The sequence below is a fragment of the Bacteroidota bacterium genome (assembly GCA_016721765.1).
In the GTDB taxonomy this organism is placed as follows: domain Bacteria; phylum Bacteroidota; class Bacteroidia; order UBA4408; family UBA4408; genus UBA4408.
The window spans coordinates 309,812-330,228 of sequence record JADKHO010000001.1; the positions used below are offsets into that span (position 1 = coordinate 309,812).

Here is a 20,417-nt window from a genome sequence, read left to right on the forward strand (position 1 = left end):
CCCAATGAAAGCAGATATGCAACAGATAAAAAGCAAAAGCAAACAGCGACTTTAAGGTAGGCATCAAATCTACTAGAAATGAGATAAAAGATTAGAAGGGAAATGAGCAGCGCAAAGGGGAGCATCCAAATAATTCCCCCAACTTGCTTATTTTTCCAAATCATGTTTTAATTGCTTCAGTTTGTGGGCAACAACAATGCACAGTAAGGACAACAATACTGCCGATACGCCTGAGAGGAATATTATTAACAAGCGATTGGGTGCTTCTTTTTTGAAATTAACTTGAGCAGGTGAAATCACATAACAGGTAGGAAAGTTATTATTTAAATTGCTCGATGCTTGCTCGTAGCTGGACTGTAATTCGGCCAGTTGAGCCAACATGGATTCATAATTGTACTGTTTTTTCAAATCGTAATTCACCGGATTTTTTGTCAAATCGCGAATGAGGTCAATTTGTTGCTTCATGTGCTCCACAAAAGATTGATTTTTAATATTTAAGTTCGGGATATTTCTATCGCGCACCAATTTATTGATGTTGTCTGCGAACACATCAAACTCTTTCACTTTTTTGTTGTAATCGAGTTCCAGGTCTTTCAGCGCAGCCTGCAAATTTTTTCGCAAGATGGTAGCCTTAATTCCATCGGCAATGTTTACCATATCATTTGCAATACGTGCTGCCAGCTTCGGGTCGGTATCAATTACGGAAACCGCCAATGCATTGTAACGCGTGCGGGCAATAGTAATGTTCTCGTCATATTCTTCATTTAATTGGAAGGCCCAATCCTTTTCTAAGGTATCGATATTATAGTGTAATATGAGTTGAAACTTTTTGATAACAGAGTCGCGCACCAAACTGGATTTAAGCAATTGAATGTGCTGATCTATTTCCTTGTCAGATCCAAATCGCACATCATTTTGAATCAAAATTTTGTTGGAGCTGGTGTTAGGCGGATAAAAGATTACTTCCGATTTATATTGAGGAGGAATAAAATATGGGGTACTCGCAAGGATTGCAATGACAACTATACTACTAACAAAAATAAGAATGGATTTTCGATTCGTTATAACGATTTTAATCAGCCAGATATAAGGGCTTTGAGTCTCCACACTAGCTGACATTCCTTTATTGGATATTTTGATTACTATTTGGTTTTTCTGCGGCGCTAACTAGGTAAACCCCCGTAAAAATTAGGAAGGCTGAAAGGAGCTTAACTGCATCCAATTCATCCTTTCCTAAAAAAACAGCAATTCCGGCAGCCAATAAGGGCTGAAGGTAAATGTAGATGCTCACCACCGAAGAGCTAACTTTTTGCAAAGCATAATTATTTAAGAGATATGCAAAATAAGTGGTGCCTAACACCACAAAAGCAACCGAAAGCAAAATATTTGGTGGCATAGCCGAAAAATCTGCTTCCATAAATTCACTATATCCAAAAGGAAGCACATAAAACCAGGCAAAAAGAAACACCCATTTAATTACTGTAATGGTGCGGTATTTCATGATAAGCGGTTTGGCTACGACTAAATAAATTCCCCATGAAATAGCGTTAATAAGAATACATAAATCGCCCCGCCAGGTGAGGGAGCCAAAGGATAAATCGTGTTTTACAAGTAGCAGAAGGCATGCACCCACTAAACCTACAATAATGCCAAGCAGCTTTTTAGTTGTGATGCGCTCGCTTGCCAAGGAGGTTGCGACGAGTAAAACTAAAATAGGCGTTATGACCATTATTATGGCAGCATTAATGGGCGTTGTCATACTAAGCCCTTTAAAAAAGAGAAGTTGATTAATGGCAACGCCGAACATGCCACAAAAGGCTAATAATGGAATATCCTTTCGGTTAATTTTTTCGGGAACAAAAATTCCGGTAATCCAAAATAAAATAACCGCACCGGTAACACGTACCATAATAAAACCAAAGGGTTGCAAATATTGCGGCATTACACCCTTGGCAATGGTATAATTTGCACCATAAATGAGTGCAGCGGCAAAAAGGGCTAAATGCGACTTAAAATTCTCTTTCACAAAAAACCAATAAAAAGGAATGTGTTTTTTTCAAAGATAGTTTTTTTGAAATTACTAATTTCGAGTCCAAAATAATTAAATTATGATTAATAAAACAGTTGCCAATGCCGAAGCTGCAATTGCAGGCTTAAAAAATGATATGACACTGATGCTTGGGGGATTTGGCCTATGCGGCATTCCTGAAAACTGCATTACAGCGCTGGTAAAAAGCGGAGTAACAGGGTTAACCTGCATTAGCAATAATGCAGGAGTAGATGATTTTGGCTTAGGGCTGTTGTTGAAAAAACATCAAATTAAGAAGATGATTTCAAGCTATGTGGGCGAGAACGCTGAATTTGAGCGACAACTCTTAAGCGGGGAGCTGGAAGTTGATTTAATACCACAAGGTACACTTGCTACTCGCATACAAATGGGCGGTGCCGGAATTCCTGCATTTTTTACTCCGGCAGGATTCGGAACGGAAGTGGCTAATGGCAAGGAAACTAGGGAGTTTCATGGTAAGATGTACCTCATGGAAGAATGGCTTAAAGCCGATTTTGCTATCGTAAAAGCATGGAAAGGCGATACACAAGGAAATCTTATTTATAAAGCTACCGCGCGAAACTTTAATCCAATGATGGCAACAGCCGGAAAAATTACAGTTGCCGAAGTGGAACACCTTGTTCCCGCCGGAGAATTAGATCCCAATGAAATTCACACCCCCGGAATTTTCGTTCAACGCATTTTTGAAGGAAAAAATTACGAAAAGCGGATTGAACAAAGAACTGTCAAAACCAAAGCTTAAACGGGATTTTCCTTATTGCTTATTCTATTCGTTCTAGACTTTCCAACTGGGAGGTCTTTTTTTCCCATTCAGCAACTTTTTGTTCCCCTTGTGCGCGTTTAGTGCTATTTATGTAGCCGTTTAAAAAAATCAGTGAATCAATAGCGCAATAAAAACCCCATAATCACCCAAATTGTAGTATTTATGATTAAAAAAATTCTCTTCTCGCTTAGCCTTTTAAGCTCATTTTTGATACAGAAAGAAGCAAGCGGACAATGCACCGCATGTACTTACACACCGGTGAAAATGACCGGTTGCCCCACCACACCACCTAAACCAAGAGGGCTATATGTAAATGAGTTTTTTTCATTCAACAGCGCTTTTTATGGGCCGCAACAAGGCATTGATGCAACACATTCCATTCTCGGTGTGGATGCAAACAACGATGGCATTTATGAAAAGGAAGATGCACTTTTAAACTATTGCAAAGCGAATAGTTTTTCGCGTATCACCGTGTATGATATTTGGAATATTTTGCGTTTTGCAACCTCTGTTTACGGGGCTTCTACCTATCAAGACCATTTAAAGCGGTTTATTACAAAAGCAAAAACCGGAAACTATGGTATTACTGATGTGGGTGTAACCATTTGGAATCCGAACACTCCTTCATTTGTGGCTGCTTATAATGGAATAACATCTACCTGTGTTGCGAATAAGGCAGCTTCTACTACTTCTTCTTCACAACCGGAAGGAAGTTATTTTAAACAAAAAGATGTAGACTTGGAATTGACCGGAAATGAAGAAAATAGTTTTTATGATGAAGTTTCCAGAACCGATGCCCCTGTTGAAGAAGAGATAGATTTAGCAAGTCAAGGTAATGCAAAATTAGGCGCTGCAAATTCATTTAAGATTGACCACATGGTATCGGAATATGAATTTTGGAATACCAAAACATTTAATAGCATTGCAAAAAGGGATTCAGCCTATCGCGTTTTTCAAAAAATGATGAATTACATGAATTGCTTAAAAGCAGCAAGTGTTGACCCACTTTACATCTATGTTTATTTAGGTTATTTAGATAAAGATTCTTACGACGATAAAGTGCAAGCTCAGTTTATAGATAACATTGCCGATAAAATTTATTTAAGCAACTATAAGTGCAATCCTAATAGCTTGTTTCAGGCCAGCATTCAAAGTCGAATGGATATTTTTTCAGCTGCTAGCGGAACTACAAAAGCAAGTACTAAATTGGTAATTCTACTTTGCGGATCAAATCAAAGTGATGCAATTGCTACTGATCCGCTTAACAATGGATGGTGCGATTTTCTTGGACCATTTTTAAAGATATCGGGAAATACAATGGCTTGTGCAGAGGGCTTGTTTAAAAAAGCGTATGAAGCATATATTGCTGCTAATCCCGGCAAATGGAATAGTACTTTGAATAGTTTTCAATGGTATCCTTATACCTTATTAAAAAAGAATTCCGTAAAACGCTTGGCCGACGAAAATTCCAATTCTATTGCTGCTGCCGAATTATTTAATATGTATCCCAATCCAACCAGTAATTCCGCCACTTTTCATTTTACACTGGATGCCGAATACTTGCAAAATGCATTTTTAGATATTACGGATGTAAATGGAAAATTAATAGCGCACAAATCGCTTAACGGCCTAAGCGATTCTAACTTGCAAGTTGATTTAAGCGATATGAATGCCGGCATCTATTTTTGCAGAGTGAATAATTTTAACTGGTCGAGCACAACCTCTAAGCTTGTTGTAATCAAATAAAGATTTTACCCTGTTTTCATGAAGCCTGTTGCATTTTATGCAGCAGGCTTTTTTTTGAACTTCACTTTATAAAAAAGAATCTATGAAGGATGCCTATTCTTCCAATTGAATTTTTACTTTTGAATAATTAAAAACTGAATCAAATGTTAGATAAAAATGGTATTGCAAAGCGTATTGCGCAAGAACTAAAAGACGGCTATTATGTAAATTTGGGTATTGGCATACCTACACTTGTTGCCAACTATATTCCCGAAGGAATGAATGTTATCTTACAATCCGAAAACGGTCTTCTGGGCATGGGTCCTTTTCCTTATGATGACGAAGTAGATGCAGATTTAATAAATGCTGGAAAACAAACCATTACTACCTTGCCCGGTTCTTCCTTCTTTGATTCCGCATTAAGCTTTGCTATGATTCGTGGGGAGCATGTGCATTTAACCGTTTTAGGTGCCATGGAAGTGAGCGAAAAGGGGGATATTGCCAACTGGAAAATTCCCGGAAAAATGGTAAAAGGGATGGGTGGAGCAATGGACCTGGTAGCCTCGGCTCAAAATATTATCGTCGCCATGCAACATGTAAATAAAGCCGGTGAATCGAAACTCTTAAAAAAATGTTCACTCCCTTTAACCGGTGTTGGATGCGTAAAAAAAATAATAACTGAGTTAGCCGCTATTGAAGTTACACCCGAAGGTTTTGTATTGCTTGAAAGAGCACCGGGAGTTAGCATTGAACAAATAAAAAATGCAACAGAAGGTACTTTAATTATTCGAGGAGAAATTCCGGAAATGGTGATTCATTAATCTCTTGAATTAGCGCCAAAGCATTCACAATCCTTACATTCGAGTACTTGATTAAGATTATGCTTTCATCAACCGATTATATTTTCTTTGTTGCAATTTTGCTTTTCGCCATTATTTATTTGGTGGTGAAAAACGCACATCGTTCCATTCAGGAAGCCCACTCCAATTCAGAGAATGAAGTTCAAAAAAAATTACAAAGCATGTTGGTTGAAGAGATTCGCGACATGAAAAACATGATACTTTATGTGGCATGTGCTTTTATTCTTTTGTATTTAGCTTATCGCTTTACCCTCGCCACCGGACTTGGCGCGCATGTGCAAGAGTGGCTTAATTTAATTGTGCGATGGGCCCATGTGTTGTTTGGTATTGCTTGGATTGGCGCTTCATTTTATTTTATTTTTCTTGAAAATAGCTTAAATCGCACAGAAGGATTGAGAAACGATATTGCTGGAAATTTATGGGCTATACATGGGGGAGGTTTTTACTACGTAGAAAAATACAAACTTGCTCCGGGTGAATTGCCAAAGAAGCTGCATTGGTTTAAGTATGAAGCTTATTTTACCTGGCTTACCGGGATATTGCTGCTGATAATTGTGTATTACACCAATGCAAGATCTTATTTGATTAACGAATCCATCCTTAACTTAAGTGTTACACAAGCCATTAGTATCAGCTTAGGGACAATTATAGGGTCTTGGTTTTTATATGATTTGTTGTGCAAATCCGCATTGCGTCATTACAAACAACTGTTTGCCTTAACCGGGTTCCTGCTCATGGTGGGAATTTCTTATTTTTTGTCGCATGTGTTTGACGGCAGGGCGGCATTTATTCATGTAGGCGCCTTGTTGGGTACGATTATGGTTGGAAATGTTTTTTTTATCATTATTCCATCTCAAAAAGCATTAGTAAGGGCCGCAATCGAAGGCAAGCCTTTAGATGAATCGTTAGGCAAGAATGCAGGCCTTCGCTCCTTACACAACAATTATATTACACTGCCGGTAATTTTTATTATGATTAGCAATCACTTTCCCAGCACCTTCGGGAACAATTATAATTGGGCTATTCTAACAGGTATCACTATTGCCGGAGCAGGCGCTAGGCATTTTATTAACCTGCATGAAAAAGGCAGAAATTTAAATTGGTTAATTCCTGCAGTTGGTATTGCACTTATTTCACTCATGATTGTAACGGCACCACAAAAACCCAAATCAGCAAAAGACTTGCCACCAGTTGCATTTACTGAAGTACAAACCATTTTTCAAAAGCGTTGCGTTACCTGCCATTCCGCTCACCCAACCGACGACACACAGCTAAGTGCCCCCAATGGCGTGATGTACGACACGCCTGAGCAAATTAAAAAAATGGCGGATAAAATTTTAATACGCGCCGTTCAAACTAAAACCATGCCTCAAGGAAACAAGACCCACATCACCGATGCCGAGCGCGAATTAATTGGTGTTTGGATTGAGCAAGGGGCTAAAATTGATTGATCAATTAGAAACTTTTATTCCATGCTTCTATGCAGCTAACTACAACAGAATCGCTTTATTCCATTTTTCTTAAGCACCCACTTGTTAGTACCGATACACGCAACATTATAAAAGGGTCCCTATTTTTTGCATTAAAAGGCGGCAATTTTAATGGGAATGAATTTGCATCTCATGCACTTGATGCAGGCAGTGAATATGCTATTGTTGATGAAGCAAAGTATTGCATCAACGAAAAATATTTGCTTGTGGAAGATGGACTGAAAGCTTTACAAGAATTAGCAAAATTCCATCGAAATCGGTTAACCATTCCCTTTATTGGGATTACCGGTAGCAATGGAAAAACTACTACCAAGGAATTAATTCATGCTGTATTAAGCCGCAAATTTAAAACTTTAGCCACTTTTGGTAACCTTAACAATCATATTGGTGTACCGCTAACACTGCTTTCGATTACCGGAGAACATCAAATGGCGGTAATAGAAATGGGGGCCAATCACCTGAAGGAAATTGAATTTTTATGCGGCATTGCATCTCCAAATTTTGGACTAATCACCAATATTGGGAAGGCGCATGTTGAGGGATTTGGCAGTGTTGAAAACATAGTTATCGGTAAAAGCGAATTATATAAGCATATACAAAATTCCGGCGGCTTGCTTTTCGTAAACGGCGACAATGCACAATTAATGCAGCTTTCAGAACAAATTAATCGAATTACTTACGGTGGCAGAAAAGACAATCATTTTACTGCCGAATTTAAAAGTGCTGATCCTTATGTGCAATTAGAACTCCATTCCTTAACTGCTAATCCTACAGTCAAAACTCAAATTATTGGCAAATACAATTTCGACAATTGTGTTGCTGCAGCGTGTATTGGGAATTATTTTGGAGTTGCTGAAAATGATATTCTTGATGCACTTGAAAAGTATGTACCAAGTAATAATCGCTCACAAGTAATGCAAAAAGGCAGTACTACCATTTTAATGGATGCATACAATGCCAACCCATCGAGTATGGAAGTTGCCATCACAAATTTTGCCGAAATGAAAGCTGAAAACAAATTAGCCATTTTAGGCGATATGTTGGAACTAGGTGCTGTGAGTGAACAAGAACATCAACGAATAGTTAATTTACTTAGCGACAAAGCTATTAAAGCAATGGTAATAGGACCACTATTCCAACAAACATCAGCAGCGTTTAACGTACTTAAATTTCCCGATAGCACAAGCGCAGGTGAACATTTAAAAAATAATAAACTCGAAAATAGTACCTTGCTCATTAAAGGTTCACGTGGCATGAAACTGGAGAGCCTTTTAGATTTTATTTAAAAAAAAAAAGGAGCTTGTTAAACCTTTTTAAAAAATTTGCGTCCTATCTGCAAATAACCAAAAAATAGTAGAACTCATGAACGCAAAAAAATTATTTCTAAAAAGCTTATTGAGCCTTGCGCTAGTAGGTGCCGTTTTTTCCGGATGTAAAAAAGACAAAACAGACGAAATAGATCCGGACGAAACTTCTGAGCAAGTTGTGAATGCGTCGGACGAAAGGACCATCAGTTCAGAAATGGAAGACTCTGAAGACGATGCGAATCGCTTACTCTTAAACTATCCTCATTTTAGAGGATTAGGCTGGATGGCAACCCTTAATGGGAATCACATTCCTTGTAATTCCACAGTTGATACTTCACTGATTGGACAAGGTAGATTAACCATTACTTTTAATGGTAACACCTGCGATAACAAACGTTTCAGAACGGGCACGATTACTTTGCAATTGCCTTATAACAGCACCACCAATACGGTTACACCATGGAGCGCAGCAGGAAGCATGCTTACAGTAACCTTTACCAACTTTAAAATTACACGCTTGTCGGATAATAAATCCATTACTTTTAATGGCACTAAATACATTACAAATGTAAATGGAGGATTGGTGGATGATGCTACAAGTTTTGCAAGTCCGATAGTACATCACATAACCGGTGCTATGCAAATTACATTTGATGACGGTACTACACGCAGCTGGAACATTGATCGCACACGCAGCATTGCGCGCACCAACGGAGTTACAACTGTAACAATTACAGGGAACAGCACACAAAATGGCATATCCAATGTTTCGGTTTGGGGCGTTAACCGTAAAGGAAATACATTTACAGTTAGCATTCCAACAGCAATTGTAATGACCTCCACCTGTGATTTCCATCCAATTAGTGGAGTGCGAGTTCACACCGGTGTGGTGCGAGAATTAACGGTTACTTTTGGTGTTGATGCTTCTGGAAATCCGGTTACAAGTGGATGTCCTTACGGATATAGATTAAACTGGGAAAACCGCAGAGGTGTTGCAAAGCAAGCTGTCGTGAGCTATTAAGAATTAAATATCCCCAAAAAAACCCCGCTAGTTGCGGGGTTTTTTTTTAAGCTACTTTAAGTTTATTTATTGTTGATTTTTGCAGTTTTTCGGTGGCGTAACGATGTGTTATTTTCAGCTCCTTTTCCTGCATGGATGGAATTTCAAACATCGCATCGGTCATTATGGCTTCACATATGGAGCGCAATCCGCGCGCACCCAATTTAAATTCCAGCGCCTTTTCCACTATCAAATCTAAAACCGACTTATCAAAACTCAAAACCACTTTATCCATTTCGAACAATTTCATGTATTGTTTGATTAAGGAGTTTTTAGGTTCGGTAAGGATTCTGCGCAAAGCACTTTTATCGAGTGGATTTAAATAAGTAAGTACCGGCAATCTTCCAATTAATTCAGGAATCAATCCAAAACTTTTTAAATCTTGTGGTGTAATGTATTGCAATAAATTTTCCTTATCGATGTCTTCGTTCGCTTTCTGCGATTTATAACCCAGTGTATTGGCGCTCATTCTGCGAGCAATTTTTTTATCAATCCCATCAAAAGCACCTCCGCAAATAAAAAGGATATTCTTAGTATTGATGGCCACCATTTTTTGCTCCGGATGCTTTCTTCCACCTTGTGGCGGAACATTTACCACCGCGCCTTCCAACAATTTTAGTAAGGCTTGTTGAACGCCTTCTCCTGAAACATCTCGAGTAATGGAAGGATTGTCACTTTTACGTGCAATTTTATCCACTTCATCAATAAAAATAATTCCCCGTTCGGCTGCAGCTACGTCATAGTCGGCAGTTTGAAGCAATCGAACTAAAATACTTTCTACATCTTCACCCACATAACCGGCTTCGGTAAGCACAGTTGCATCAGCTATACAGAAGGGAACATTCAAAATTTTTGCAATGGTGCGTGCCATCAATGTTTTACCTGTACCGGTTTCGCCTACCATTACAATGTTGGATTTTTCGATCTCTACCTCTTCGGCATTATTTTTTGCCGGCTTTTGCATGATGCGCTTGTAATGGTTATAAACAGCGACACTTAGCACCTTTTTCGAATCATCCTGCCCAATTACATATTCATCCAAATGGCTTTTAATTTCAACCGGTTTAAGCAGCGTAATCTTATGATTTAAATTCTTTGATTCGCTTGTGGTTGATTCTTCCTTTACGATGGTATAAGCTTGATCGATGCACTTATCGCAGATGTGTCCTGTTATTCCGGCAATAAGCATAGAAGTATCTCGCTTATCACGTCCACAAAAAGAGCATTTAATTAAAGTTTTATCGCTTGCCATGTTTTATCTCCCACCAAAGGGAATACTACAAATTAGGTTTTATAAGGGACTCAGCGTTGAAATAAAATCGCTTCATTTCAATTCCAATTCTTTATTTTTTCTTAGTCAACACTTCATCCACCATGCCATACTCTTTGGCCTCGTCGGCGGTCATCCAATAATCGCGGTCACTATCTTTCCAAACGGTTTCATAATCTTTACCACTGTGTTCAGCAATGATGTCGTACAATTCCTTTTTTAATTTTTGGATCTCGCGTGCTGTAATTTCAATATCGGAAGCTTGGCCTTGCGCACCACCCATAGGTTGGTGAATCATAACGCGGGCATGTTTTAAAGCAGAGCGTTTTCCTTTTGCTCCGGCACACATCAAAACAGCACCCATTGATGCTGCCATTCCCGTACAAATGGTTGCTACATCCGGTTCAATAAACTGCATGGTATCGTAAATACCAAGGCCGGCATAAACCGATCCTCCAGGTGAATTCAAATAAATTTGTATGTCCTTTTTTGCATCAACCGATTGCAGAAACAAAAGTTGCGCTTGAATAATATTCGAAACGTATTCGTTGATGCCGGTTCCCAAAAATATAATTCGGTCCATCATCAAACGCGAAAAAACATCCATTTGAGCTACATTTAACTGACGCTCCTCGATGATGGTTGGAGAAATATAATCGTTGTAAACCGATGCATAGCTGTGTAACGATGCGCTGCTGATTCCTTTGTGCTTTACAGCATATTTTTCAAATTCATTTTTATCGAACATATACTTATTTTTTAAGTGTTTATAAAATTAAGCTTTATATAATTCTTCAACCGATACTTCTTTGTTGTTTAGTGTGAAAGTACGTTTAAATAAATCCATTAAACGGATATCATACATTCTTTCATATAATTTTTTTGCTTCATCTTGGTTCGAAAGTACTCTATTAACTGTATTTTCAAGATCTTCAGCTTGCATTTCCAACTGGTTGTAGCGTGCAAATTGTTCTCTCACTAATCCTCTCACATACTCGCGAAGTTCTTCGTTGGTAATGTTGATTGAGTTATTTCTTAAGATTTTATTTTCAATCAATTGCCAGCGCAAACCATTCGAATAAGCATTGTACTCTGCATCTACTTGTTCATAGGTTAATGGTTTATCATTTACGGCCATTAACCAACGTTTTAAGAACTCGTCGGGCAATGCAATTTTCAACTTATCAATTAATCGAATAACGATGTCGTTTTTAAGTTTTTTGTCACTGTCCACCGCATACATTTGGCTCAATTCTTCTTGAATTTTAGCTCTAAATTGTTCCTCGGTTTTTACTTCGTTGCCATAAACCTTACCAAAAAATTCTTCCGTCAATTCGGCAGGTTCGATTCGGCTAATATTGGTTAGGTTGAAGGTAAATTTATTCTTTAGTTCCTCGGCCTGTTCCTTAGTAATTCCAAGCATGGCAGCAATGTCTGTTTTATTTTCAGAAAGGTCAGATGGTGTTACTGTCACTTTCGCACCTTTTGATAATCCGATAAATTGCTTTTTTAATTTTTCATCTTTGATGGTATCCACAGCAAGTGTAGTGCTTTTGGTGATACCCAGTTCAATTGCATTTCCATTTTCATCCACTTCCACAAAATCTCCAAAAAGCAAATCATTGTCTTGAGAAACTTCTGGGTTTCCTACTTTTCCATATCTACGTGCCATATCAGTTGCATATTTACTGATAGTATCCTCGTCAATTTTAACTGTTAAGTAATCGAATTTTTCCTTTGCCGAAAGTTCAATATCAAACTGAGGTGCAAGTCCAAGATCATAGCTAAATTCAAATTCCTTTTGGTTATCCCAATCAATGGATTGTGCGTCATCTCGTTTTGGCAATGGATTTCCGAGCACTTCCAATTTATTTTCTGAGATGTAACCATTCAAAGAATCATATAGAATTTTATTTATTTCATCTACAAGAATTGATTTACCATACATTTTTTTAATCATCCCACTTGGCACTTTTCCTGGGCGAAACCCGGGGATGTTGGCCTTTTTTTGGTAATCTTTCAATATTTTTTCCACACGATCCACATAATCTTCCGGACCCAATTTCACTTTCACTACTGCATTTAATTCGTCAATTTTTTCCTTTGTAAAATTCATTGTTTGATTTTGTAAATTATACTTAATTGAATTTAACTAATGCTCCAATTTGCACCTAAAAAGTAGGGATAAATAGCGCTTAATTTTTAAGGCGTCAAAGATACTAAAATAAATGGCTGCATACTAGCGGTTAGATGCTCAAAAATACTGTTGAAGCGTGGTGGCAATTTTTACTAATTTTGCGCATTAAATTAAACTATTATGAAAAAAACATTTTTATTAAGCACTTTATTTATTGGCTTCATACTATTAGCAGCCTGTTCAGGAAGTGGCAAAAAAGAGGAATCAGCGAACAATGCTAGTGCTGATAGTGGTAAGTACAGCTATACCTGCCCAATGGATACTGAAGTAGTTAACGCTACCCCAGGAAACTGCCCAAAATGCGGTATGGAGTTGGAAAAAGTAGCTATTGCAGCTGTAAAATAATTAATAAATGCAAAAACTGTTTGTTTCCGCCGGAATTGCACTCCTAATAGTTGCTCATTCAAGTTGCTCTGAGTTGACTGAAAAATCAAATTCAAGGCCATTACAAGATAGCAGCGCTGTAGCCGATACAAGTTGGAAAACATACACCGGAGTTATTCCCTGTGCCGATTGTCCCGGTATTGCAATGGAGCTCAAAATAAAAGATGCATTTACAATAGAAAGCTATCAGTTTGAATTAAAAGAAACCTATCTGGAAGCCGAAAATGGGAAGGATAAAAGCTATGTCAGTAAAGGCAAGTATAACTTTTGGCGCGGTAATTCCACAGATCCGGATGCAACTATACTTGTGTTGAATGACGATAGTGCGGATCAGGCCAAGCGCTTCTTTTTAAAGGTCAGCGAAAACGAATTAAAAGTAGTGAACAACAAAGGGGATACAGCATCGAGTAACTTGAATTTTAGCCTTTTGCGCACATCCAAATAGTTCAACAACAGCTTTTTAATGACTGATATCATGTTCCCAAATTCTAAAAACTAAGTATCTTTATCTTTTAAACTTTCAAAACATGTATATACAACAACTTTACACCAATTGCCTTGCGGAGGCAGCTTATTATATTGAATCCAATGGAGAGGCAGCGATAATTGACCCTTTGCGTGAAATTACGCCATACCTTGATTTAGCAAAAAGCAGAAATGCAAAATTAAAGTACATCATCGAAACCCATTTTCATGCAGATTTTGTTTCGGGCCACTTGGACCTTGCAAAACAAACGGGAGCAAGTATCGTGTATGGCCCCTCTGCAAAAGCTAGCTATGACATTTATGTGGCCAAAGATGGTGAAGAATTGCCTTTAGGAGCAATTAAGTTAAAAACTGTGCATACGCCGGGACATACCCTCGAATCAAGCTGTTTTATTTTGATAGATGAAGCGGGCAAAGAGCAAGCAGTATTTACAGGAGACACTTTATTTGTGGGTGACGTAGGACGCCCTGATTTAGCCGTAAAAAGTGATTTAAGTCGTGAAGATTTAGCTGGAATGATGTATGATTCCATACAAAAATTACTGACTTTAAGTGATGATGTAATTGTATATCCCGGGCACGGTGCCGGTTCTGCTTGTGGCAAAAATATTGGCAAAGAAACTACCACAACAATGGGCATACAAAAAAAATTGAATTATGCTTTGCAACCCATGTCAAAAGCAGAATTTGTGAAAGCATTAACGGATGGATTAACTGAGCCGCCAAAATACTTTTTTGTAGATGCAGGAATAAACAAAGCAGGATATGAGCCCATTGATGCGGTTTTAGCAAAAAACACCAAAACTATTTCGGTAGAGCAGTTTCAGGCGGCAGTAAATTCAGGAGCATTAATTGTAGACACACGAGATCCCGACACTTTTGAAAAGGAGTTTATTCCCGGCTCTGTAAATATTGGATTAGGCGGACAATACGCTATTTGGGTAGGCTCCTTAATAGATTATAAAACACCTTTAGTGCTCATTTGTGAAAACGGAAAAGAAAGCGAAAGTGTTTTGCGATTAGCGCGCATTGGTTTTGAAACCGTAAGCGGAATCTTAAAAGATGGTATTGCCGCATGGAAAAATGCCGGCATGCCAACAGACTCAGTTCACTCGATTAATCCGGATGAATTTGCAAAAACACAAAATCCTACTCAATCAGTAATTGATGTGCGCAATGAAGGAGAATGGAATAACACCGGTGTAATTGAAAATGCACATTTAATCACTCTTAGCAAACTCGAATCGAGTTTGAAATCTTTGGATAAGGGTACACATCATTATGTGCATTGTGCCGGTGGATACCGAAGTATGATTGCATCTTCGATACTTAAAAAGCATGGCTTTAAGTCGGTAACCAATATTAGAGGCGGTTTAGGAAAAATAAAAGAAGCCGGTGTAAAGACCGTTGCCGCTGTAATTTAAATTAAAAAGGGCTGTTAAAATTTTTTAGCAGCCCTTTTTTTATCTATTTCCTGATTTAGGTCGATTACCCCATTTTTTATCTCTGCTGTGACCTGCAGGCTTAGCTTGACTGGCATGTGTATGCGCGCGAGATGGTCGCATGTGTTGCTGCTTAGGCGCCTTCACGGGATTGTGATCCATGAGCGGATAAGCATGTGCATCAATTACCGGAATTTTTTTTGCGATTAACTTTTCAATGTCTCTCAGGTATTCCTTTTCCTCAGCATCGCAAAAAGAATAAGCGGTGCCCTTTGCTCCTGCTCTACCGGTTCGTCCAATGCGATGCACATAGGTTTCGGCAATGTTGGGCATTTCATAATTTATTACAAACTGTAAATCATCCACATCAATACCACGAGCAGCAATATCTGTGGCAACCAATACACGTGTAGTTTGTTCTTTAAAATTGGTAAGTGCACGTTGACGCGCATTTTGACTTTTATTGCCGTGAATGGCTTCGGCCTTGATATGATTTTTTATCAGCACTTTAACTACTTTATCGGCACCGTGCTTGGTGCGCGAAAACACTAAGGCGGTTTTGATGGTGGTGTCTTTTAAAACATCCACTAGAAGTGCATTTTTATTTCCCTTATCCACAAAGTAAATAAACTGCTTAATGGTATCGGCTGTTGAGGAAACGGGAGTTACTTCAACCTTTTTAGGATTAATTAAAATGGTATTGGCAAGTTTCACAATTTCGGGTGGCATAGTGGCCGAGAAAAAGAGTGATTGGCGCTGCTTAGGAAGCACCGCCAATAATTTTTTCACATCGTGAATAAAACCCATATCCAACATTCGGTCGGCTTCATCGAGTACAAAAATTTCGATATCGCGTAACGAAATAAATCCTTGGCTCATTAAATCCAACAAACGACCCGGCGTAGCAATTAATATATCCACACCTTTATTCAAGGCAGTGGTTTGAGAACCTTGGGTTACACCACCAAAAATAACAGTGTTTGTTATACCGGTATGTCTTCCATAAGCAGTAAAGCTTTCGGCTATTTGAATTGCTAACTCTCTAGTGGGCGTAACAATAAGGCTTCTTATTTTCTTCTTTTTATCAAAGGATTTATTTGCACTTAGTAATTGTAAAATAGGGATGGCAAATGCTGCAGTTTTCCCGGTACCTGTTTGTGCGCAACCCAATAAATCGGTACCCTGAAGTACAATTGGAATGGCCTGCGCTTGTATTGGTGTTGGAATGGTGTAGCCTTCTTCTTCAACAGATTTAAGAATAGCAGGTATAATGTTTAAGGATTGAAACGACATGAATTTGGTTTAAAGGGAGCGTATTGAAAGAATTAGTATGATAAATTCAGAATGAATTTTTGCGCAAGGTAGGCTTTTATTTTTTGACTGTTGGCGATGGGTCCATTTTGCTAAGTTCAGATACTTTTTAATAGTACTTTCATCATGAGAAATAATCCAAAAGCGAAAATTGCAGCGCCCGAAATTTTATTGATGCGCACAAACATTTTTGGCGTCAGTAATGTTTTGATGCGCACAGCTAACAAGGCTTTTAAAACATCAATAACTGTAACCATAAGCAATGTTCCGGTAAAATAAACACTTACATTTAGCGGATCACTTTTGTATTGTGACGCCGTAATTCCCACCGCTCCAATCCAAAATAAAATTACCGAAGGGTTGCTTAGGTTAAAGAAAAAGCCTTTCATCATTAATTTGTGCACTGGAGTTCTTTTGGGGGGCGCATCCGGATCGGCCATTTTTTTGTGACTCAAATAGGTTGTAATTCCAAAGATGAGCAAAATAATACCGCCGCAAATTAGGATAATCGATTCGTACTCAGGTTTCATGAAAAGCTGAGCCAGTCCAAGGTACGAGAGTGTTATACAAAACACATCACTTAAAAAAATTCCGGCTTCCAAAAACATGGCATCTCTAAAGCCGTCGTGAATGCTGGTTTTGATAAGCATGAAAAAAACCGGACCAATGAGAATGCTCAGCAATAATCCTAAGAGTATTCCATGAAAGAATGCTGAGAACATAAGTAGATAGGGAATTATTAAAAAGCTAATTGTGTTTGTGCGGCAATGAATGACTTCCATTCATCCAATTGTGCCTTTTTCATGACACGTGGAAATTTGTGCGAGCCGCCTTGCTTTCCCTTAGCACGCATCCATTCATGGAAAACGCTAATTGGAAGGAGCTCAACAAATATTTCTTTAAGTGCAGCTTGTCGTTCAACAGCGTAATCGTCATTAATTTCGCACAGTATTTCATCCAAACGTTTACGAAACAGCGTGGCATCTGCTTTTTCATTCACGCCCACATACCAATTGTGTGCAAAGCGCCCTTCATAATTAATACCGGCAACGGTATATTCATTAATTACCAAATTAAATTCATCTGCTAAGCGTGCAATGGCATGGTTCATATTATCCACCGAAAGGTGCTCGCCGCAAAGGCTTAAAAAGTGTTTGGTACGTCCGGTGATTAAAATTTCACTTCGCAACTTGGAAGTAAATTTAACGGTATCCCCAATTAAATAGCGCCAGGCACCTGCATTGGTACTCATGAGCAAAGCGTACTCTTTATCTTCCTCTACCTCGTCAATTAAGAGCGTTTCGGGCTGGTCAACAATAGCTCCGTCGGCATCAAAATTCTTATCGGTAAAAGGCACAAATTCAAAAAATATCCCATTATTCAGGTTCATTTGCATGGACTGTGTTTCCGGCCTTGTTTGAAAGGCAACAAATCCTTCGGAAGCTAAATAGGTATCGATGTAAATAATGGGGTGCGCAAAGTATTTTTCAAAACTCTTTCGATAAGGCTCTAGCGACACGCCTCCGTGCACAAATACACGCAAGTTAGGCCACACATCGTGTATGGTTTTAGCATGATAGCGTTCAATTACTTTCTCAATTACAATTTGCACCCAGGCCGGAACTCCGGCAATAAAGCCAATGTCCCAATCCTTTGCACTGTCTACAATCTTTTCAATTTTTGTTTCCCAGTCACGCTCCATGTTGATGGCCATTCCCGGTTTATTAAATTGCTGAAACCAAAAAGGAACGGACCGTGCCGATATTCCTGAAAGATCGCCTTCAAAATAAGTACCTTTAAAACGCAAATTGGTACTGCCACCAATGGCTAAAAAGCCTTTACCCAGCACTTCCACTAAGATATCGTAATTCGCCAGTGATAGTATTTGGCGAATACTGGTGCGCTTGATGGAGCGTAAAATGTCGGCAGTAATTGGGATGTGCTTACTTGCTGCTTCGGAGGTACCGGAGCTTAGTGCAAAGTATTTTGTTTTACCCGGCCAGCAAACATCTTGTTCGCCGTTAAGCGTGCGGTGCCACCATGCTTCATATATTTTATTGTAATCAAAAACCGGTATGTTTTTTTGAAATGCTTTTACCGGGTCGGATGCGAAATAAATATCCCCAAAATTATAGTGTTTGCCAAAGCTGGTATTCTGGGCTTTCCACAATAATTTTTTGAGCGTGTTTTTTTGAATAGTAGCAGGATTCTTGCGTTTCCTTACCTTGGGCATGGTTTTCTGCAAGTCTACAATCCGTTGAAAAAGAGGACCTAAAATGGCCATATTTTATTCGATCTTTTTTTAGAAAAGTAAAAATACAATTTTTTGAATTATTTAGAGTTTAACATAGCCACCTCACGGTCGGTTAAAAAACGCCATCTGCCCCGAGGCAAATCCTTTTTAGATAAGCCTGCAAAATACACGCGATCGAGTTTCTTTACATCGTAACTCAAGTGTTCAAATATTCTTCGAATCACGCGATTTTTACCGGAATGCAATTCAATTCCAACTTCCTTTTTACTGGCAGCACCGGTTACATAACTAATCTCATCCACATGCACCATACCATCTTCCAATTCTACGCCTTCTAATATTTTTTGCATATCGTCCTTCGTCAGTGGGCGATCCAATTCGATGTGATAAATTTTCTTTTTTTCGTAGCGGGGATGTGTGAGTTTTTTAGTGAGCTCACCATCATTGGTCATAATAAGCAAACCGGTTGAATTTCTATCCAATCGGCCCACCGGATAAACACGTTCTTTGCAAGCTCCTTTAATTAAGTGCATCACTGTTTTGCGCTCCAAAGGATCGTCAGCTGTAGTGATATAATCCTTGGGTTTATTTAATAAGATGTAAACATTTTTTTCGCGTCGAATTCCCTGACCACCATAGGCCACAATATCGGTAGCGCTAACTTTGTATCCAAGTTCACTTACGATTTTACCATTCACTGTAATGGCACCTGTTTCGATAAGCACATCGGCTTCTCTGCGAGAACAAATTCCGGCATTGGCGATATACTTATTGAGACGCACGCTTCCATACTGCACATCGTTTTCGTCCAACTCTGTCTTCTTCTTAACTGTCGAAACCCTTGCTCTTCTTGGTTTTGCACTTTCCGAATTCTCGCCGGTAACTCCAAAATTTTCAGGAGAATATTTTGAACCCTTGTTGTCAAATTTCTTTATCGGGCGATTGGAATTATAGCTTTTTCGCTCTCCACCTTCGCTTCTTTCGCGCGGTTTAAAATCGGATGAAAATGATTTTTTAGGTCGCTCGCTGCTCCAGCTCTTTCGTTCTTCTCCCTCTTTATTCTCTCTTGGTTTAGCATCAGCTGAATATGCCTTTTTAGGCCTATCACTACTCCAAGGTTTGAGCTCGCCACTTTCCTTATTTTCTCGTGGTTTAAAATCAGATGAGTAGGGTTTCTTAGGTCTATCACTGCTCCAACCTTTATCTTCTGAAGTACCTCGGGTCTCTTTCGATTTAAAATCGGATGAAAAAGATTTTTTTGGACGATCGCTGCTCCAAGGCTTACGTTCGCTACCTTCCTTATTTTCACGCGGTTTGAAATCGGAGGTATACGATTTCTTTGGACGGTCGCTGCTCCAAGGTTTACGTTCTCCGCCTTCTTTACTTTCTCTGGGTTTATCTACATTATCGGCATACGATTTTCTAAACGGTCTATCGCCGGAAGGTTTTGCATTAAAATCATTGCTTTTGAAGTATCTGTTTTCTCCGGATCTTTCACTACCGGAGCCTTTATCGTTACCACGATAAGTACTTTTAGTAGGACGAGAGGCATCTCTCTTTTTGCTGAACTCTTTAGGCATTGGGATGAAATAAGCTGCGAAGATACGAAAATACTGATGATGGGTGGTTATTGAGTTCTTATGTCATCCTGTGCGAAGTCGAAAGAGGGTTATTGAGTAATTGAGTTATTAGGTTATTGAGTTATTATGTCATCCTGAGCGAAGTCGAAGGAGGGTTATTGAGTTCTTATGTCATCCTGAGCGTAGTCGAAGGAGGGTTATGGAACGCGGATTGGGCGGG

General features: G+C 38.8%; 18 protein-coding genes. 9 read left to right on the plus strand and 9 right to left on the minus strand.

Features of this window, described 5'->3' with window-relative positions:
* Positions 1-147: 147 nt before the first annotated feature.
* Both IPP32_01290 and IPP32_01295 read right to left on the minus strand, forming a co-directional pair.
* On the minus strand, positions 148-1,119 hold the full coding sequence (locus IPP32_01290) for a hypothetical protein (GenBank protein ID MBL0046721.1): 972 nt from the start codon (positions 1,117-1,119) through the stop codon (positions 148-150).
* 4 nt (positions 1,120-1,123) lie between these two features.
* Entirely contained in the window at positions 1,124-2,026 is a 903-nt protein-coding gene (locus IPP32_01295; protein ID MBL0046722.1) for an EamA family transporter, read from the minus strand.
* Positions 2,027-2,108: 82 nt separating this feature from the next.
* Between IPP32_01295 and IPP32_01300 the strand changes: the two genes are divergently transcribed.
* The 6 genes from IPP32_01300 to IPP32_01325 all read left to right on the plus strand — a co-directional run bounded on the left by IPP32_01300 (position 2,109) and on the right by IPP32_01325 (position 9,234).
* Positions 2,109-2,810 carry a CoA transferase subunit A gene (locus IPP32_01300; GenBank protein ID MBL0046723.1) on the plus strand — a complete coding sequence of 234 codons (702 nt, stop codon included), beginning with the start codon at positions 2,109-2,111 and terminating at the stop codon, positions 2,808-2,810.
* Positions 2,811-2,993: 183 nt separating this feature from the next.
* The gene (locus tag IPP32_01305) at positions 2,994-4,577 is read left to right on the plus strand and encodes a T9SS type A sorting domain-containing protein (GenBank protein MBL0046724.1); all 1,584 of its coding nucleotides are present in this window, start codon (positions 2,994-2,996) and stop codon (positions 4,575-4,577) included.
* Between the two features lie 143 nt (positions 4,578-4,720).
* The gene (locus tag IPP32_01310; GenBank protein ID MBL0046725.1) at positions 4,721-5,377 is read left to right on the plus strand and encodes a CoA transferase subunit B; all 657 of its coding nucleotides are present in this window, start codon (positions 4,721-4,723) and stop codon (positions 5,375-5,377) included.
* Between the two features lie 233 nt (positions 5,378-5,610).
* Positions 5,611-6,867, plus strand: a complete 1,257-nt coding sequence (locus IPP32_01315; protein ID MBL0046726.1) for a urate hydroxylase PuuD — start codon at positions 5,611-5,613, stop codon at positions 6,865-6,867.
* Positions 6,868-6,896: 29 nt separating this feature from the next.
* Entirely contained in the window at positions 6,897-8,192 is a 1,296-nt protein-coding gene (locus IPP32_01320; protein MBL0046727.1) for a UDP-N-acetylmuramoyl-tripeptide--D-alanyl-D-alanine ligase, read from the plus strand.
* 76 nt (positions 8,193-8,268) lie between these two features.
* Positions 8,269-9,234, plus strand: a complete 966-nt coding sequence (locus IPP32_01325) for a hypothetical protein (GenBank protein MBL0046728.1) — start codon at positions 8,269-8,271, stop codon at positions 9,232-9,234.
* 46 nt (positions 9,235-9,280) lie between these two features.
* Here the strand turns inward: IPP32_01325 and clpX are convergent, their stop codons facing one another.
* The 3 genes from clpX to tig form a co-directional block, all read right to left on the minus strand.
* Entirely contained in the window at positions 9,281-10,525 is a 1,245-nt protein-coding gene (clpX, locus tag IPP32_01330) for an ATP-dependent Clp protease ATP-binding subunit ClpX (protein MBL0046729.1), read from the minus strand.
* Between the two features lie 91 nt (positions 10,526-10,616).
* Positions 10,617-11,291 (minus strand): ATP-dependent Clp endopeptidase proteolytic subunit ClpP, encoded by a 675-nt coding sequence (gene clpP, locus IPP32_01335; protein MBL0046730.1) that lies wholly within the window; start codon positions 11,289-11,291, stop codon positions 10,617-10,619.
* A 27-nt stretch (positions 11,292-11,318) separates the two neighbouring features.
* Positions 11,319-12,659, minus strand: a complete 1,341-nt coding sequence (gene tig, locus IPP32_01340) for a trigger factor (protein ID MBL0046731.1) — start codon at positions 12,657-12,659, stop codon at positions 11,319-11,321.
* A gap of 201 nt (positions 12,660-12,860) precedes the next feature.
* Between tig and IPP32_01345 the strand changes: the two genes are divergently transcribed.
* The 3 genes from IPP32_01345 to IPP32_01355 all read left to right on the plus strand — a co-directional run bounded on the left by IPP32_01345 (position 12,861) and on the right by IPP32_01355 (position 15,034).
* Positions 12,861-13,085: a hypothetical protein gene (locus tag IPP32_01345; protein MBL0046732.1), complete on the plus strand. Its 225-nt coding sequence runs from the start codon at positions 12,861-12,863 to the stop codon at positions 13,083-13,085.
* 7 nt (positions 13,086-13,092) lie between these two features.
* Positions 13,093-13,569, plus strand: coding sequence for a copper resistance protein NlpE N-terminal domain-containing protein (locus IPP32_01350; GenBank protein ID MBL0046733.1), 477 nt, complete (start codon positions 13,093-13,095; stop codon positions 13,567-13,569).
* An 82-nt stretch (positions 13,570-13,651) separates the two neighbouring features.
* Positions 13,652-15,034 carry an MBL fold metallo-hydrolase gene (locus IPP32_01355; GenBank protein MBL0046734.1) on the plus strand — a complete coding sequence of 461 codons (1,383 nt, stop codon included), beginning with the start codon at positions 13,652-13,654 and terminating at the stop codon, positions 15,032-15,034.
* Positions 15,035-15,073: 39 nt separating this feature from the next.
* Here IPP32_01355 and IPP32_01360 read toward each other — a convergent pair whose 3' ends face one another.
* The 4 genes from IPP32_01360 to IPP32_01375 all read right to left on the minus strand — a co-directional run bounded on the left by IPP32_01360 (position 15,074) and on the right by IPP32_01375 (position 20,197).
* Positions 15,074-16,345 (minus strand): DEAD/DEAH box helicase, encoded by a 1,272-nt coding sequence (locus IPP32_01360; protein ID MBL0046735.1) that lies wholly within the window; start codon positions 16,343-16,345, stop codon positions 15,074-15,076.
* Positions 16,346-16,461: 116 nt separating this feature from the next.
* The gene (locus IPP32_01365; protein ID MBL0046736.1) at positions 16,462-17,085 is read right to left on the minus strand and encodes a LysE family transporter; all 624 of its coding nucleotides are present in this window, start codon (positions 17,083-17,085) and stop codon (positions 16,462-16,464) included.
* A gap of 17 nt (positions 17,086-17,102) precedes the next feature.
* A complete protein-coding gene (locus tag IPP32_01370) occupies positions 17,103-18,647 on the minus strand; it encodes a GH3 auxin-responsive promoter family protein (GenBank protein MBL0046737.1) in 1,545 nt (514 codons plus the stop codon).
* Positions 18,648-18,694: 47 nt separating this feature from the next.
* Positions 18,695-20,197, minus strand: a complete 1,503-nt coding sequence (locus IPP32_01375) for an rRNA pseudouridine synthase (GenBank protein MBL0046738.1) — start codon at positions 20,195-20,197, stop codon at positions 18,695-18,697.
* Positions 20,198-20,417: the final 220 nt, after the last annotated feature.

Excerpts from the sequence above, each read along its gene's own strand:
- IPP32_01290 (MBL0046721.1), bottom strand. The coding sequence starts at position 1,119 with ATGTCAGCTAGTGTGGAGACTCAAAGCCCTTATATCTGGCTGATTAAA.
- IPP32_01350 (MBL0046733.1), top strand. The coding sequence starts at position 13,093 with ATGCAAAAACTGTTTGTTTCCGCCGGAATTGCACTCCTAATAGTTGCT.
- IPP32_01310 (MBL0046725.1), top strand. The coding sequence starts at position 4,721 with ATGTTAGATAAAAATGGTATTGCAAAGCGTATTGCGCAAGAACTAAAA.
- IPP32_01300 (MBL0046723.1), top strand. The coding sequence starts at position 2,109 with ATGATTAATAAAACAGTTGCCAATGCCGAAGCTGCAATTGCAGGCTTA.
- IPP32_01375 (MBL0046738.1), bottom strand. The coding sequence starts at position 20,197 with ATGCCTAAAGAGTTCAGCAAAAAGAGAGATGCCTCTCGTCCTACTAAA.
- IPP32_01370 (MBL0046737.1), bottom strand. The coding sequence starts at position 18,647 with ATGGCCATTTTAGGTCCTCTTTTTCAACGGATTGTAGACTTGCAGAAA.
- IPP32_01365 (MBL0046736.1), bottom strand. The coding sequence starts at position 17,085 with ATGTTCTCAGCATTCTTTCATGGAATACTCTTAGGATTATTGCTGAGC.
- IPP32_01320 (MBL0046727.1), top strand. The coding sequence starts at position 6,897 with ATGCAGCTAACTACAACAGAATCGCTTTATTCCATTTTTCTTAAGCAC.
- tig (MBL0046731.1), bottom strand. The coding sequence starts at position 12,659 with ATGAATTTTACAAAGGAAAAAATTGACGAATTAAATGCAGTAGTGAAA.
- IPP32_01355 (MBL0046734.1), top strand. The coding sequence starts at position 13,652 with ATGTATATACAACAACTTTACACCAATTGCCTTGCGGAGGCAGCTTAT.
- clpX (MBL0046729.1), bottom strand. The coding sequence starts at position 10,525 with ATGGCAAGCGATAAAACTTTAATTAAATGCTCTTTTTGTGGACGTGAT.
- IPP32_01345 (MBL0046732.1), top strand. The coding sequence starts at position 12,861 with ATGAAAAAAACATTTTTATTAAGCACTTTATTTATTGGCTTCATACTA.
- clpP (MBL0046730.1), bottom strand. The coding sequence starts at position 11,291 with ATGTTCGATAAAAATGAATTTGAAAAATATGCTGTAAAGCACAAAGGA.
- IPP32_01360 (MBL0046735.1), bottom strand. The coding sequence starts at position 16,345 with ATGTCGTTTCAATCCTTAAACATTATACCTGCTATTCTTAAATCTGTT.
- IPP32_01305 (MBL0046724.1), top strand. The coding sequence starts at position 2,994 with ATGATTAAAAAAATTCTCTTCTCGCTTAGCCTTTTAAGCTCATTTTTG.
- IPP32_01325 (MBL0046728.1), top strand. The coding sequence starts at position 8,269 with ATGAACGCAAAAAAATTATTTCTAAAAAGCTTATTGAGCCTTGCGCTA.
- IPP32_01315 (MBL0046726.1), top strand. The coding sequence starts at position 5,611 with ATGATACTTTATGTGGCATGTGCTTTTATTCTTTTGTATTTAGCTTAT.